General features: G+C 70.0%; 16 protein-coding genes. 11 read left to right on the top strand and 5 right to left on the bottom strand.

All coding sequences use genetic code 11. From position 1 onward, the window contains the following. The first annotated feature begins 34 nt into the window (after positions 1–34). The 5 genes from D7231_RS17730 to D7231_RS36195 all read left to right on the top strand — a co-directional run bounded on the left by D7231_RS17730 (position 35) and on the right by D7231_RS36195 (position 4,184). Complete coding sequence (locus D7231_RS17730; protein ID WP_120756464.1) at positions 35–403, top strand: SCO3933 family regulatory protein; 369 nt, start codon at positions 35–37, stop codon at positions 401–403. Next, a complete protein-coding gene (locus D7231_RS17725) occupies positions 403–1,713 on the top strand; it encodes an FtsK/SpoIIIE domain-containing protein (protein WP_120756463.1) in 1,311 nt (436 codons plus the stop codon). The genes D7231_RS17730 and D7231_RS17725 overlap by 1 nt, the downstream gene beginning before the upstream one ends. Next, the gene (locus D7231_RS17720) at positions 1,700–1,900 is read left to right on the top strand and encodes a hypothetical protein (protein ID WP_120756462.1); all 201 of its coding nucleotides are present in this window, start codon (positions 1,700–1,702) and stop codon (positions 1,898–1,900) included. Before D7231_RS17725 ends, D7231_RS17720 begins: the two co-directional genes overlap by 14 nt. A gap of 296 nt (positions 1,901–2,196) precedes the next feature. Beyond that, a complete protein-coding gene (locus tag D7231_RS17715; RefSeq protein WP_120756802.1) occupies positions 2,197–3,570 on the top strand; it encodes a replication initiator in 1,374 nt (457 codons plus the stop codon). Next, on the top strand, positions 3,567–4,184 hold the full coding sequence (locus D7231_RS36195; RefSeq protein WP_147449755.1) for a recombination directionality factor: 618 nt from the start codon (positions 3,567–3,569) through the stop codon (positions 4,182–4,184). The genes D7231_RS17715 and D7231_RS36195 overlap by 4 nt, the downstream gene beginning before the upstream one ends. A gap of 44 nt (positions 4,185–4,228) precedes the next feature. On the opposite strand, the gene D7231_RS17710 is transcribed toward D7231_RS36195, so the two are convergent. Next, positions 4,229–6,025 (bottom strand): recombinase family protein, encoded by a 1,797-nt coding sequence (locus D7231_RS17710; RefSeq protein ID WP_241999781.1) that lies wholly within the window; start codon positions 6,023–6,025, stop codon positions 4,229–4,231. Between the two features lie 199 nt (positions 6,026–6,224). Between D7231_RS17710 and D7231_RS17705 the strand changes: the two genes are divergently transcribed. Next, positions 6,225–6,866 (top strand): hypothetical protein, encoded by a 642-nt coding sequence (locus tag D7231_RS17705; RefSeq protein ID WP_120756460.1) that lies wholly within the window; start codon positions 6,225–6,227, stop codon positions 6,864–6,866. Positions 6,867–6,886: 20 nt separating this feature from the next. On the opposite strand, the gene D7231_RS17700 is transcribed toward D7231_RS17705, so the two are convergent. The 3 genes from D7231_RS17700 to D7231_RS17690 all read right to left on the bottom strand — a co-directional run bounded on the left by D7231_RS17700 (position 6,887) and on the right by D7231_RS17690 (position 8,806). Then, the gene (locus D7231_RS17700) at positions 6,887–7,615 is read right to left on the bottom strand and encodes a GAF and ANTAR domain-containing protein (protein WP_324196809.1); all 729 of its coding nucleotides are present in this window, start codon (positions 7,613–7,615) and stop codon (positions 6,887–6,889) included. Positions 7,616–7,620: 5 nt separating this feature from the next. After that, positions 7,621–8,352 carry an ANTAR domain-containing protein gene (locus D7231_RS17695; RefSeq protein ID WP_120756458.1) on the bottom strand — a complete coding sequence of 244 codons (732 nt, stop codon included), beginning with the start codon at positions 8,350–8,352 and terminating at the stop codon, positions 7,621–7,623. A gap of 70 nt (positions 8,353–8,422) precedes the next feature. Then, positions 8,423–8,806 (bottom strand): STAS domain-containing protein, encoded by a 384-nt coding sequence (locus D7231_RS17690; RefSeq protein ID WP_158673779.1) that lies wholly within the window; start codon positions 8,804–8,806, stop codon positions 8,423–8,425. A 475-nt stretch (positions 8,807–9,281) separates the two neighbouring features. Between D7231_RS17690 and D7231_RS17685 the strand changes: the two genes are divergently transcribed. From D7231_RS17685 to D7231_RS17675, 3 genes are all read left to right on the top strand, one after another. Beyond that, complete coding sequence (locus tag D7231_RS17685) at positions 9,282–9,623, top strand: YnfA family protein (RefSeq protein ID WP_120756456.1); 342 nt, start codon at positions 9,282–9,284, stop codon at positions 9,621–9,623. Between the two features lie 77 nt (positions 9,624–9,700). Next, the gene (locus D7231_RS17680; protein WP_120756455.1) at positions 9,701–10,444 is read left to right on the top strand and encodes an SDR family NAD(P)-dependent oxidoreductase; all 744 of its coding nucleotides are present in this window, start codon (positions 9,701–9,703) and stop codon (positions 10,442–10,444) included. A 123-nt stretch (positions 10,445–10,567) separates the two neighbouring features. Then, entirely contained in the window at positions 10,568–10,963 is a 396-nt protein-coding gene (locus D7231_RS17675) for a VOC family protein (RefSeq protein WP_120756454.1), read from the top strand. A 27-nt stretch (positions 10,964–10,990) separates the two neighbouring features. Here D7231_RS17675 and D7231_RS17670 read toward each other — a convergent pair whose 3' ends face one another. Beyond that, positions 10,991–12,184: an RtcB family protein gene (locus D7231_RS17670; protein ID WP_120756453.1), complete on the bottom strand. Its 1,194-nt coding sequence runs from the start codon at positions 12,182–12,184 to the stop codon at positions 10,991–10,993. A gap of 187 nt (positions 12,185–12,371) precedes the next feature. Here D7231_RS17670 and D7231_RS17665 point away from each other — a divergent pair, with 187 nt between their 5' ends. Both D7231_RS17665 and D7231_RS17660 read left to right on the top strand, forming a co-directional pair. Continuing rightward, a complete protein-coding gene (locus D7231_RS17665; RefSeq protein ID WP_120756452.1) occupies positions 12,372–13,259 on the top strand; it encodes a hypothetical protein in 888 nt (295 codons plus the stop codon). 173 nt (positions 13,260–13,432) lie between these two features. Further along, entirely contained in the window at positions 13,433–14,152 is a 720-nt protein-coding gene (locus tag D7231_RS17660; RefSeq protein ID WP_120756451.1) for a hypothetical protein, read from the top strand. Positions 14,153–14,199: the final 47 nt, after the last annotated feature.

Here is a 14,199-nt window from a genome sequence, read left to right as displayed (position 1 = left end):
AGGGTGTCCTGAGTGGCCTGGGAGGCCCCACCTCATGCAGTCCATCCCTGTGGACACAACCCGGCTCGGCGTACTGCGCTGCGCTGTCGCCCCGGAACCGAAGATGACCGGCCTGGACCAGAACAAGGAGGTGAAGCGCGACCGGGAGGGCAACACCATCTGGACCGTCGGCGTCATGGTCCGGCAGGACGGGCGCCGCGTCTCCGTGATCGAAGTCGCCGTGGCCGGCGAACCGAAAGGCGTCGTGGAAGGCGTCGAAGTGCGCCTGACCGGACTGGAAGCGTTCGCCTGGGCGATGGGCGACCGGCACGGGATCAGCTTCCGCGCCAACGCGATCACCCCCGCACCCACCACCACGGCTGCTGCGGCGTCCGCTCCGGCGGGTAAGACCGGGGGTGCGTGATGGGACCGATCACCCTCGCGTTCCTCCTCGCCGCCCTCGCCTGGGCCCTGGTCGCCGCAGCACACGTGCGGCAGAAATACCCGGCGTGGTTCTGGTACCTGACCGGCTACCCGATCACCGCATTACGCGTCGTACGGACCTGGCGGAAGGTCGCTGTCCTCAACGACCTGGCCGTCTCACCCCGCCCGGCCCGCGGTCTGATCGGTGACCTGATCGTCAAGGGCGAAGCCTTGCGGCTGGTCGCGCCGCGGATCTCCTTCCCCAAAGCCACCCGGACCGGCCTGAGTCTGATCGTCCGGCTCCATCCGGGGCAGACGCCAACACCGTTCATCCAGGCCGCGGACGCCCTGGCCCACGCCTGGCGGGTCCACGCGGTCCGGGTCACCTCACCGGAGCGCGGCCTGGTCCACCTCCTGGCCACGGCCGGCGACCCGCTCCAGAAGCCCGGTCTCGCCTCGGCCCGGGTGCCGCTGCTGTCGGCGCTGCTGGGCATCTGCGAATCCGGCGGCGCGTGGGTGATGAACCTGCGCACAGTGCCTCACTGGCTGATCGTGGGCGCCACCCAGTCCGGGAAGTCCACCCTCCTCGCCCGGATCGTGACGCAACTCGCCCCACAGCCCGTCGCCCTGGTGGGGATCGACTGCAAGGGCGGTATGGAGCTCGGGCTGTTCGACGTCCGCCTCTCCGCCCTCGCCACCAGCCGCAAAGAGGCCGTCGCAGTACTGGACGCCTTGGTGGCGCGGATGAAGCTCCGCATGAAGGCCTGCCGTGATCACGGCGTCCGATCGATCTGGGACCTCCCGGAGAAGCTCCGGCCGGTGCCCATCGTGACCCTGGTCGATGAGCTCGCCGAGCTGTACCTGTCGGACGGCACGAGAGAGGGGAAAGCGGAGGCGGAGCGGTGCTCGGTACTGCTGCTGCGGATCGCCCAGCTCGGCGCAGCCCTCGGCCTTCACCTGGTCGTCGCCGGGCAACGGATGGGCTCTGACCTCGGCCCCGGCGTAACCGCCCTGCGCGCCCAGCTGTCCGGCCGGATCTGCCACCGGGTCAACGACCCAGGCACCGCCGAAATGACCCTCGGCGACCTCAACAAGGACGCCGTCGCCGTCGCGCAATCGATCACTCCGGATGAGAAGGGCGTGGCCGTGTGCACCGGGCCGGATGGCGGCTGGGATCGAGCCCGCTCGCACCTGACCACGGTCGAAGAGGCTCACAAGGCCGCAATCGCCCACGCGCACCTCACGCCCGAACTCCTCGACGTCCACAAGGCCCTCTACGACCTGGGGGTGAAGCGCGATGCAGGTCAGTGAAGGATCCGCGCTCTTCCTCGCCCTGATCTTCGGCGGCATCACCGTCCTGCTCGTCCGCTCCCGCGACGTCCGCTGGTGGCAAGCCCTGCTGATCGCCGTCTTCGGCGTCTACATCGGACAGACCCCGGTGATCTTCACCGTCAACAGCCTCCTGACCTGGTTCCTCTCCGGCTTCACCCACACCTAGCCCAGGAAGGACACGCCCGTCGTGCCCATGCGCCCCGTGCGCTGCCCGGTCTGCAAGGGCGAGCGCTACAAGACGACCCGCACCGGCCGCCGGCGACGCTGCCGCTGCTGCCGCGGCACCGGCACCATCCGCTGAACCCCCACCCCCGCCAGAAAGGCCGAGCCCATGGACGACACCGGCCCACCACCCGTCATCCGCCCCGCCACTCCGGCGGCCCACCCCGGGAGGCCCCCACCATCCGCGCCGACCTCACCACCCCGGCTGACCGGCGCGCCGCACTCGACACCGCGGCGCGCCTGCGTCACCTCCCCGCCGTTGACCAAGACGTCATCCGCCTCGCAGGAGACCCGCTCTTCCCCCGGCTCCTGGAACAGATCACCGCTACCGGCGGCTGCGCCCACCCCGTCCACCTCACCGGCCACACCACCACCCGCAACGCCACGACCGGCGAGATCCTCCACCACTACGACACCCGCACCGAACCCGGCGAACGCCTCCTGGTCCGCTGCCGCAACCGCCGCGCCTCCGTCTGCCCGCCCTGCTCCCGCCTCCACGCCGGCGACACCTTCCACCTCGTCCGCGCAGGCCTCACCGGCGGCAAAACCATCCCCCAACAGATACGGGAACGCCCGCGGCTGTTCGCCACCCTCACCGCCCCCAGCTTCGGCCCCGTCCACCGCACCACCGCCCACCGCGAACGCTGCCATCCCCGCCGCAATGCCGGGGCCTGCCAGCATGGCGCGCCCCTGAGCTGCACGGCCGCCCACGCCGAGACCGACCCGCACGTGGGGCAACCGCTCTGCCCGGCCTGCTACGACTACACCGGGCACGTCCTGTGGCACGCCCACGCCGGACAGCTCTGGGACCGCTTCACCCGCGCCACCCGCCGACACCTCGCCACCACCGCCGGCCTGCCCCAATCCCACTTCCCCCGCCACGCCCGGCTCTCCTTCGCCAAAGTCGCCGAGTACCAGCGCCGCGCCGCCGTCCACGTCCACGCCGTCATACGCCTCGACGGACCCGACGGCCCCCACACCCCACCCCCGCCCTGGGGCACCGCCGACGCACTCACGACCGCCGTTCAAACCGCGGCCCGCTCCGCCGCCGTCCGCACCCCCTACAGCCCGGCCCTCGGCGAACTCACCCTCCAGTGGGGCGCCCAACTCGACGCCCGCCCTCTCCGCGCCACCGTCGATGACGGCAACGGCCTGGCCGACGACGCCGTAGCCGCCTACGTCGCCAAGTACGTCACCAAGAGCGCCACCGACACCTCAGCCGGCGCGGACCACCGACTCCGCACCCTGGACGACATCAACGCCCTACCGGCCACTCCACACGCCCGCACCCTCATGCACACCTGCTGGCGCCTCGGCAGCCTCCCCGAACTCGAACCCCTCCGCCTCCGCGCCTGGGCCCACACCCTCGGCTACCGCGGCCACATCCTCACCAAATCCCGCGCCTACTCCACCACCTACACAGCACTCCGCACCGAACGCGCCCACCACCAACGCGGACCACTCCCCGACAACCCGGACGGCGACACGGAAGCCCAGTGGCGCTACGTCGGCTCCGGCCACACCCCCGGCGCCACCCTCCTCGCCGCCGGAATCGCCGAAGACATCACTCGTAACCGTGACATCGCTCGTGCCGAAGCTCCGGTGGCCACGTGACCGAGCGGTTCGTAGGCCGGTTCCGGGGCGGCCGTGTCGAAGGAAACCGGCCGGAGTCACTGCCCAACTGGCTCATCTCCACCAGCGATTCGGACGTTGCCGCTGAGGTGACACAGCTCCTGGGCGGACATCCGGAAGGGCGTCAGATCGGCAGTAGGACTCACCTGGAGATTGAAACCAAGGTGAACGAGGTGGAGATTGTCATCAGTGGCCCGTCTGCCCTGACTGTCGACATGAGGCTTTGGCACCGCCGCGGGCTCGTGCATCACTGCGACGGCGCAGCGCATCTAACACCCGAGAGCGCTCGGGGGAAGCCCTGCGGTTGCCCACAATCCATCACGGAACGCAAGGCAGCTGCAAAAGCGTTTCAGGGGCCGCAACCACACATAGCCCTCACCTTCTCCTTAACGGGCGCTCCGCACCTTGGGCCATTCCTTTTCCACTCAATGAGCTGGGAGTTGGCCGAAGGAATTCAGCAGACGAAACAGGCTCTCATGGAGAGCAACGGTCCGGCGATTGCTGCTTTACGGCTGGAACGCGTGGAGCTGAAGACCCGGCGCGGCGTCGCCGTTTTCTACCACAAACCAGCAATTGAGTTACAGAAACCCAAGTAATGGACCCCGGTGGGCTTACGCCTCACCGGGGTCACTGCTGGGTCCTATGCCGCTGATACGGATTCCGAGAGAGCTACCTGTCCTTCGCTCTCCTGCGCCTCATGCTCCTCATGCTTCGGCTTCGCCATGAAGACGCTCACGCGCTCCTCGACGCGGCAGACACGGTTGCGCCCGCCCCTCCCCGCCGCCTTACGCACCCGCACCTCGTCCACGAAGAGGCTGACCAGCATGCGCCGATCCGCCGTATCAGCCTTCTGCCACCACGACCCCTCCCCCAGCGGGTCGCCGTTGGGGTCTTCGGTGTACGTCCACTCCGCGATGGGCAGAGCGGGCAGTTCCGGGCCGCCCACCTCCGCAATCCGGCGCTCGATGACGGCCTGCCGCTTCTCCAGCGTCTCCTTCTCCTGGAGGAAGCGCGCACGACCGATCTTGCCCTCGTAGATGCCGGCCTTGAGGTCGTCGTACAACCGGTTGATGTCGTTGGTGATCTCTCTCCGCTCCCCCACGAGCGAGGCGCGCTCACCACGCGCCGCGGGGTTCTCCCGGAGCTTCGCCAGTCGCCGCGTCGCTTCGGCCAGCGTGTCGAGGGTCTCTTCGTCCCGCTCCGCCGTCATGAGAACAGCCATGATGCGGCGGGCCACGTAGTCATCCACGTCCGCCAGATTGATGGTGTTCCCTCCGGCGTGCTTCCCCTCCTCCACCACACCGGGGGGCCGCGAACACTTGTAGAGGCGTGGCGATCCCGTCATCGGCCGGCTGCACTCACACTTGAGCACACCCATGGCCGTCAGCACCTTCTCGCTCCACGGGGTATCACTGCGCCCCCACTCCCGCCCACGGAGCCACTTCTGGAGCTCGAACCAGCGGGCAGGAGGGATGAGCGCTTCCCCGATCGTGATCGGCTCCCCCGTCTCCTCGTCCCGGAGCATCTTGTAGCCGCTCAGCGTCCGTGTCGGATTTCCGTCACTGTCCTTGTGATAGACGGTCTCCGCCGCGAAACCCGCCAAGCGCGGGTCAGAGAGAATCCGCTTTGCGGTGGGTGTACGCCATGCGGCCCCGTTCTGCCCCACCCACCCGGCAGAGTTCATCCACGCGACAACCGCGCTCACCGACGCGGGATGGCCATTCTTCTTCCCGCTCCACGGCTTGTCCTTGAACTCGAAGATGCGATCCACCATGCGGAGAGCAATGCTGGCTTGATCCGTTCCGTCCTCGTTCCTCGGAACCGGACGCAGCAAGCGAATCGTCACCGTGACCGGCTCGCCATCCAGCACCCGTGTCACCGACTGCGCGTAGCTCTCCATCCCGTACGGAGGAACTCCGCCGGTCCAGCCGCCGAACTGCTTGGCGAGCCGCTTCGCGTCAGAGATTGCTTCGCTCTTGTTCTTACTGTCCTGATGCGCCGCGTCGATCCGCATGATCAACATGATGAGTTCCATCGTGTTGTCGGGCGAGAACGACCCCTCGCAAACAGACGTGATCGTGATGCCGAGCGAGAACAGTTCGAGGACGACGGGAATGGCGTCCTTCGGCTCCCTGCGCGAGAAACGCGTGATGTTGTAGACGATGATCTCGTGGACTTCGTTTTGGCGGCAGTAATTCAGCAGCTGCTCGAAGTCTTTGCGCTTTACGGTCGGGTCGTAGCCGGAGACACCGATGTCCCGGTAGATCTTGAGGAGACGGCAGCCGCGCTCCGGCGCCTTCCGCCTGATCGCCTCGTCCTGCGTCTGCGGACTGGCTTCCGACTTGTCGGCCTTCTTCTTTGACTGGCGGGCATACCCTACTGCTAGCCGGAGCACGCTAGGCCCGTGCTCCGGTGCAGCTTCCAAGGTCGCTGTCACCCGAGTAGGCTAGCGAACTACCCCTCTGTTATGCAGCTGGGGCATTAAATGGGTAGCTCACGCTAGCCATAGTCTCAGAGCCTCGCCCGGACTCGGTTCCGGGCGTTTCGCACGGCGCCCACGGGGGAGGTCTCTGAGACGATGATCGGGTTGCGCGGCGGGGGCAGTGCTGCGTAGGAAAAAGCGGTCAGGTGGAGATATGCAGCGCGGTGGCGGACTGGGTGAGGGCACCGGTGACCTGGGCCCCGAGCGCGCCCGGCAGTCCCGCAGGGGGCGCCACAGGGGCCGGCGCGACCGGCGCGAGGAACACCTCACGGACGGCGCGGACAACACCGGCGGCACGAACAGCGGCAGTACGAGCAATACGAGCGACACGAACAGCACGGGAAACAGGAGCGGCCGCGTGGGGGTGACCTACAAGTACTTCGGGGCACCCAGCAGCGCGGCCGCGGCGAACGTCCCCATCTCCATGCGCCCCGAGGAGCTCGGCGGCGACGAGCTCGGCATGGGCGGCATGTTCACCCGGATCAAGCCGGAGACCGTGGCCGCCATGGTGCTCACCGGCATCGAGGGCATACCCCTGCACAAGGTCCCCCCGCTCGAACTGGTCGTGCTCCACCCCGACTACGCCGTCGTCAAACTGCCCATGACCGTCGTCGACCCGCTGCGCGGCATCGGCGAGGAGTCCGTGGGCGCCGCCGCCTTCATCTGGTCCACCGTCCCCGACCGCGGCGGCCCCCGCGACGCCTTCGGCGTCTACCAGCTCCTGCGCGAGTGGCAGGACTTCTCCCACCGCCTCCACGAGAACGGCCACCAGCCGTACTGCCTCGTCTGGCCGTGAGCGACCCGCGGGCCCGCGCGTCAGCTCCGCTGGAGCTCGGCGGTGTCCATGGTGCCCTGCACCACCTGGCGGGCCAGGTCCGCCAGCCGCATCTGCCGCGGCCGGGCGTAGTTCCGCAGGCTCTCGAACGCCTCGTCCAGACTGACCTGCCACCGCTCCGCCAGCACACCCTTGGCCTGCTCGATGACCACCCGGCTGTGCAACGCGGCCTGGAGCTGGGCCTTGTCGATGTTGCCCTGCTCGATGGTGCGCTGCTGAAGGATCGCGATCGTGGCCACGTCCGCCAGCGCCTGCCCCAGCCGGGCGTCGGACTCGGAGATCCTGCCGGGCCGGGAGTGGAAGAGGTTCAGCGCGCCGATGACCTGGTTGCGCAGCCGCATGGGAATCGCGTGCGTCGTACGGAAACCGGCCGTGCGGGCACGGGTCGCGAAGGGCCCGAACGCCCGCGCGGCCTCCGCCGACGCCAGGTCGATGTCCAGCTGCGGCTGCCCGGTCCGGCAGCACTCCACACAGGGGCCCTGCGCGTGCTGGAGCGCGAACAGCTCCAGCAGCCGGGTGTGCTCGTCCGAGGCGGCGATGACCTGCAACTCGCCGCACGGGTCGATGATCATCACGCCGGCGGCCTCGATGTCGAGCAGTTCCACGCAACGGACGGTGAGCCGGTGCAGGAAGTCGATCAGATCGAAGTCGTCGATCAGTGAATCCACGGCCTCGACCAGGATCTCCAGCGTGCGTTGCTGGCTAGCCATGGCCATCATCCCCTTCTTTCGAACGACGGGCCCGACCCGTCACCAATGTGGTCGAAACGCAGGCGCCGGGCGACGACATCCTCTGCGACCTGCAACAACGCAAGCTCGTACCGGTAGGCATGGGCACGCAGCAGCACCAGCGCCTGCGCCACCGTCACCCCCGCCTGAACGCTGATCATCCCGCCGGCCTGATGGACCACCGCCCGGTGCAGATAGGCGGTGCCCTCGCCCGCGGCGAACCGCTCCGCCCCCTGCCCGCCGTCCAGCACCACCGCGGTCACCGCCGCCGCCAGGATCAAGGCGTCGTCCATCGCGGCCGGCGGCAGCGGACCGGCGAGCGCCCGCTGCGCGGTCAGCACGCCCAGGCAGACTCCGCCGATCCGCAGCGGGAAACAGAAGAGGGCGCCCACGCCCATTCCGGCCAGCGCCGGCAGCAGCACCGGCCACCGGCCCGGCCGGATCAGCGCCAGATCCGGCTCGACGACCACCTCGCAGGAGACGGTGGACTCCACCCCCGGGCCCTCGCCGAGCATGAACTGCTCGTCCTCAAGGCGCTCGCTGACGCCAGGGGAGGACCACACGACCTCGCTCAGGGCCCCGTCCGTGCTGAGGGAGACCGCCACCCCGTCCACGCCCAGGATCCGCGCGCACTCCAGGGGATCCCCGGTGATCAGGCCGGGGCCCGACCGCGACGAGAGATCGCGCAACAGCCGGGCCATGCCCGAGCTGGTCGCCACCGCTGACACCCGCTTCCCGAGGCCGATCCACCGACGCCCCTCATGGGGCGAACGCCCCGTCGGCTTCACCCTACGCCCTGGCGTCCCTCCGGCGGCCGTTGTCGAGGGAGTCGAGGTCGGCCAGATCCACCAGCGCCGCCACCGGCCGGAAGACGTCCAGCAGCTCCGCCATGTGCATGATTTTCAGCGCCCACGGCCGGACGCACAGCACCGCGAAACACCCCCCGGACGCGAGCACCCCGGCCCGGGCCCGGTACAACGCCCCCAGAACGGAGCAGTCGAAGAACGTCACCTCGCGCAGGTCGATCACGACGACGGGGGCGCCCGGCGCCACCAGCTGCAACAGCAGCTCCTCCACCGCCGGCACGGCCGCGATGTCGAGCTCACCCGCGAGCTCCAGCACGGCCCACCGGCCCTTGACCCGGATCCGGGCCCCGTACTCCGACTCCACCACGGATGATCCCCCTGCTCGGATGGCGTGGACGGCGCGGAAGACTCGCTTCCACGTGCCGTCGCCACCAAGGTCCAGGGCAGCAATCTCGAACCTACGTCTACCGCGGGCATCACCACCGGCAGGCAGCCATCTCCCCACTGAAATGCTGGAAATCAGCCGGAACCGACCCGGGAATGCCCTGGCCAGTGCTTCAATTCAGAGGGTCTATAGCCACCCTGCCGCCCCTGGCCGAGAACCCACGCCTCCCCGGAACATGTGCCTCCACCACCTTCCGGAGAACCCGCGGGCGCCCTATCGTGCAGCCGTGGCCCCGGCCCCCGGCCGCAGTCTCCCTCGGACGCGCCGGACGCCTCCCGCCCCGCCGGTCGCCCCGTGGTCGCAGACAGACCGGCCGGTACTCCCACCAGGGGAGGGCGGGGTACCGGCCGGATCGGCCCCTCCCGGGCCCGCCCCCGCACCGCCGTACGCTGCGATCATGCTGATCGCCCGCTCCATCGCCCTCTTCCTCCTCGCCGCGCTCCTGGAGATCGGCGGCGCCTGGCTCGTCTGGCAGGGCGTGCGCGAGCACCGCTCCCCCGGCTGGGCGTGGATCGGCGCCGGCATCGCCGCCCTCGGCGCGTACGGCTTCGTCGCCACCCTCCAGCCCGACGCCCACTTCGGCCGCATCCTCGCCGCCTACGGAGGGATCTTCGTCGCCGGCTCGCTCGCCTGGGGCATGGTCGCCGACGGCTTCCGGCCCGACCGCTACGACGTCCTCGGCGCGCTCGTCTGCCTCGTCGGCGTGGCGATCATCATGTACGTGCCACGGGCCCGCTGAATATCCTGCCCGGGGACCACCCACGTCGGGCCCCCACATCACATCGGCCGCGTCGCGCCCCAGGAGGCAGCACCACCATGAGCACCCGCACCGCCGTCATCACCGGCGCGAGCAGCGGCATCGGCGCCGCCACCGCCCGCCGGCTCGCCGCCGAGGGCTACCGCGTCGTCCTCACCGCCCGCCGCGCCGACCTCATCGAGGCCCTCGCGAAGGAGCTCCCCGGCGCGCGGGCCCACGCCCTCGACGTCACCGACCGCGCCGCCGTCGAGGCCTTCGCCGCGACCCTCGACCGCGTGGACGTCCTGATCAACAACGCCGGCGGCGCGCACGGCGCCGACCCCGTCGCGACCGCCGACCCGGCCGACTGGCGCACCATGTACGAGGTCAACGTCCTCGGCGTGCTCCACATGACCCAGGCCCTGCTCCCCGCCCTGACCGCGAGCGGCGACGGCACGGTGCTGATCCTGTCCTCCACCGCGGCCCTGGGCACCTACGAAGGGGGCAGCGGTTACGCCGCCGCCAAGCACGGCGCCCACGCCGTCGCCGAGACCCTCCGCCTGGAGCTGTGCGGGCAGCCCGTCCGCGTCATCGAGATCGCGCCCGGCATGGTGCGCACCGACGAGTTCGCCCTCACCCGCTTCCGCGGCGACCGGGCCAAGGCCGACGCCGTCTACGCGGGCGTCGCCGAGCCGCTCACCGCCGAGGACGTCGCCGACACGATCGGCTGGGCCGTCACGCGGCCCCCGCACGTGAACATCGACCTGCTCGTCGTGCGCCCCCGCGCCCAGGCCAGCAACTACAAGGTCCACCGAGAGGCCTGAGACCTCCGTCGCGGGCCCCGCGCACCCGGAAGCAGGACCGGCGACCGATCGCGCGAAAGATCAACAGCGGCTACCTTGAGCGAGCGGCCGTCCGGGGGGACGGCCCGGCACGAAAGGGAAGCCATGCGCGTCATAGCCTTCGACCACCTCGTCCTCAACGTCTCCGACGTCGAGCGGTCCCTCGCCTTCTACACCGGCCCGCTGGGCCTCGACCCGGTCCGCGTCGAGGAGTGGCGCGCGGGCCGGGTGCCGTTCCCGTCCGTGCGCGTCTCCCCCACCACGATCATCGACCTGGTGGACCGCGAGCGCGGCGAGACGGCCGCCGCCAACGTCGACCACATCTGCCTCGTGGTCGAGCCGCTGGACTGGCAGACCGTCGTCGACTCCGGCACCTTCACCGTCGTGGACGGCCCCGGTCAGCGCTTCGGCGCCCGCGGCAACGCCGAATCCCTCTACGTCCTCGACCCGGACGGCAACACGGTCGAACTCCGCTGGTACGCCGAGGACGTGCGCGCCTAAGGTCCCGGCGGCGCCCGGGCAGGGCCGTCAGCCCTTCACGCAGACGACCTGCTTGAGCTTGGCCACGACCTCGACGAGATCCCGCTGCTGGTCCATGACCTGCTCGATCGGCTTGTACGCGGCCGGGATCTCGTCGACGACGCCGCGGTCCTTGCGGCACTCGACGCCGCGCGTCTGCTCGGCCAGGTCCCGCTCGGAGAACCGCTTCTTCGCCTGGTTGCGGCTCATCCGGCGGCCGGCGCCGTGCGAGGCGGAGTTGAAGGAGGCCTCGTTGCCCAGGCCGCGGACGATGTACGAGCCGGTGCCCATCGAGCCCGGGATGATGCCGTACTCGCCGCCGCCCGCGCGGATCGCGCCCTTGCGGGTGACCAGCAGGTCCATGCCCTCGTACCGCTCCTCCGACACGTAGTTGTGGTGGCAGGAGATGGTCTGCTCGAACATGGGCTTGGCCTTCTTGAACTCCTTGCGGACCACGTCCTTGAAGAGCGCCATCATGATCTCGCGGTTGTGCCGCGCGTACTCCTGGGCCCAGAACAGGTCGTGCCGGTAGGCGGCCATCTGCGGGGTGTCCGCGACGAAGACCGCGAGGTCCCGATCGACCAGCCCCTGGTTGTGCGGCAGCTTCCGGGCCTCGCCGATGTGGTACTCAGCCAGTTCCTTGCCGATGTTGCGGGAGCCGGAGTGGAGCATCAGCCAGACCGAACCCGACTCGTCGAGACAGAACTCGACGAAATGGTTTCCTCCGCCGAGCGAACCCATCTGCTTCAGCGCACGGTCCTGACGGAATTTGACCGCTTCCGCGACCCCGTCGAACCGCCCCCAGAAGTCGTCCCACCCCGCCGTCGGCAGGCCGTGCAGCCGGCGCGGGTCGACCGGGGAGTCGTGCATCGAGAAGCCCACCGGAATGGCCTCCTCGATCTTCGAGCGCAGCCGCGAGAGATCGCCGGGGAGGTCGTTGGCCGTCAGGGAGGTCTTCACCGCGGACATCCCGCAGCCGATGTCGACGCCGACCGCCGCCGGGCACACCGCGCCCTCCATGGCGATCACCGAGCCGACCGTCGCGCCCTTGCCGAAGTGGACGTCCGGCATGACCGCGAGTCCCTTGATCCATGGCAGGGTGGAGACGTTGCGCAGCTGCTGCATGGCAACGTCCTCGACCGTGGCCGGATCGGTCCACATGCGGATCGGCACCCGGGCGCCGGGCACCTCGGTGTAGGACATGGTTTTCCTCATAACCCCGTAAAAGCAAGATAACGCAAAAGCCGGGCATATCTCACGATTCACGACAGCGAACCGGCAGACGCAGCGGCGCGTGCGGTAGACATACTGTCCAGCCGCCGCCTCCGCGGCGGCAACACGTTTTCCGGCACGGGATGCGGCCCGCAGCCGGTGGAAGGAGCCACGGACAGTGCAGCGAAGGGCTCACGCACCGGCCGCCGCACTGGCCGCCACCCTGCTCGCCGCGGTGCTCACCGCATGCGGCGGCGGGGCCGGCGCCGACGGCGGCGACGACTCCAAGCCCGGCCACGCCGGCTCCACCGCGCCCGCCGCGCAGCCGGGCAAGTACCACAGCCTCCCCGAGCCCTGCGGCTACGTGAACCGCGACACCCTGCGCCGGCTCCTGCCCGCCACGGGCGACGACGAGGACGGCCGCGACACCGCGAAGCTCTACAAGGGCCAGGCCGCGATCACGTACGACACCGACCGCCGCGTCGGCTGCCGCTGGAAGCTGGAGACCCCGCAGGGCACCCGGCACCTGGCCGTCGACTTCGAGCGCGTCGTGTCGTACCAGCCCGGCGTCAGCGACGAGCAGCGCGCGGAGCAGCTGTACGGCCGGCAGGCGTCCGCCGCGCACATCCCGGTCTCCTCGGCCTCTCCCTCCGCCTCGGGAGCCTCCGGAGCGTCGGGCTCGTCCTCCGCGTCCGCCGCCGGCGCCTCGGGCGGCGCGAGCTCGGGCCCGCACCCGCAGGGCGGCGCGGCGAGCGGCTCGCCGTCCCCGTCCGCCTCCCGTACGGGCGCGCCGTCCGCCTCCGGCTCCCCGGCCGGCGGTGCCTCGCTCGCGCCGCGCTCCCTCGACGACCTCGGCGACGACGCCTTCATCGACGACAAGCTGATCAACTCGGGCTCGGGCGTGCACCGCGACATCAACATCGTCTTCCGGGCGGCGAACGTGATCGTCACCATCGCCTACGACCAGTGGTCGGTCGACAAGCTGCACGTCCCCGCGAGCGAGGACCTCCAGGGCAAGGCCCAGTCCCTGGCCCGCGAGCTCGAAGCGGGGCACTTCGGCAATTAGCTTGTCGGCAATTAGCCCGACCCGGCCCGGCGAGTAACGCCCAATACGGCCACCGCCCGGCATCGGCCGCGTACCGTGCCGAGCAGAAGGCCGGACCAGACCAGTCAAGGCCGACCAGACAGGGCGGGAGCCCCCGGCGCCCCGCCCCTCGACACCGAACGAGCGAAGGACCCATGCACCGAACAGCCCCGCGACTCGCCCGACTCCTCGCCTGCGCCGCAGTACCGGTGATGCTCGTCGCCACCGGCTGCTCGGACGACGACGGCGGCGCCAAGAAGAAGTCGCCCTCCCCCTCGGCCCCGGCGTCCGCGCCCAGCGCCTCCCCCTCGGTCAAGGCGGCCGCGTTCGCCAAGCTGCCGCCGGAGGTCTGCAAGAGCATCGGCGAGAAGACGATCGACTCGCTGGTGCCGAAGGCGAAGAAGAAGGAGGGCGAGGCCCTCCCCACCAGCGACGCCAACGACTCGGCGAGCTGCTTCTGGAACGGCCTGAACGACGAGGACGTCAAGGACCTCCAGTTCCGTTCGCTGACGGTCTCCTTCAAGCGGCTGGCCTCCGACCCGACGCTCGGCTCGGGCGAGAAGCGCGCCGAGAAGTTCGCCGAGCAGCAGGTGACGAAGGCGACCACCGCCGACGGCGCGAAGGACGCGAAGACCGACAAGGCCGAGGGCATCGGCGACGGCGCGAACCTGGTCGCCACGGACACCAAGAAGGACGACGACGACTACCGCAACGCGACGGTCGTGACCCGTACCGGCAATGTCGTCGTCACCGTGAAGTACAGCGGCGCCGGCTTCCAGGGCGCGAAGAACCCGGCCGCGGACGACATCGCCAAGGGCGCGAAGGACGCGGCCAAGGAGGCCGTCGCCGCGGTCGCCGCCGCGAACAAGGGCTAGCGGCTCCGGCCCGTGGGCCTCGCCGCTGTTTTTCTCCGCCGCAGCGG

This window comes from Streptomyces klenkii (assembly GCF_003626645.1).
Lineage (GTDB): Bacteria > Actinomycetota > Actinomycetes > Streptomycetales > Streptomycetaceae > Streptomyces > Streptomyces klenkii.
This window is presented reverse-complemented; position numbering and strand designations above follow the sequence as displayed.

Bases quoted from the DNA above. Each gene is read 5' to 3' on its own strand.
- D7231_RS17730 (WP_120756464.1), top strand. From the start codon at position 35: ATGCAGTCCATCCCTGTGGACACAACCCGGCTCGGCGTACTGCGCTGC.
- D7231_RS17725 (WP_120756463.1), top strand. From the start codon at position 403: ATGGGACCGATCACCCTCGCGTTCCTCCTCGCCGCCCTCGCCTGGGCC.
- D7231_RS17720 (WP_120756462.1), top strand. From the start codon at position 1,700: ATGCAGGTCAGTGAAGGATCCGCGCTCTTCCTCGCCCTGATCTTCGGC.
- D7231_RS17705 (WP_120756460.1), top strand. From the start codon at position 6,225: ATGCAGCGCGGTGGCGGACTGGGTGAGGGCACCGGTGACCTGGGCCCC.
- D7231_RS17700 (WP_324196809.1), bottom strand. From the start codon at position 7,615: ATGGCTAGCCAGCAACGCACGCTGGAGATCCTGGTCGAGGCCGTGGAT.
- D7231_RS17685 (WP_120756456.1), top strand. From the start codon at position 9,282: ATGCTGATCGCCCGCTCCATCGCCCTCTTCCTCCTCGCCGCGCTCCTG.
- D7231_RS17680 (WP_120756455.1), top strand. From the start codon at position 9,701: ATGAGCACCCGCACCGCCGTCATCACCGGCGCGAGCAGCGGCATCGGC.
- D7231_RS17675 (WP_120756454.1), top strand. From the start codon at position 10,568: ATGCGCGTCATAGCCTTCGACCACCTCGTCCTCAACGTCTCCGACGTC.
- D7231_RS17670 (WP_120756453.1), bottom strand. From the start codon at position 12,184: ATGTCCTACACCGAGGTGCCCGGCGCCCGGGTGCCGATCCGCATGTGG.
- D7231_RS17660 (WP_120756451.1), top strand. From the start codon at position 13,433: ATGCACCGAACAGCCCCGCGACTCGCCCGACTCCTCGCCTGCGCCGCA.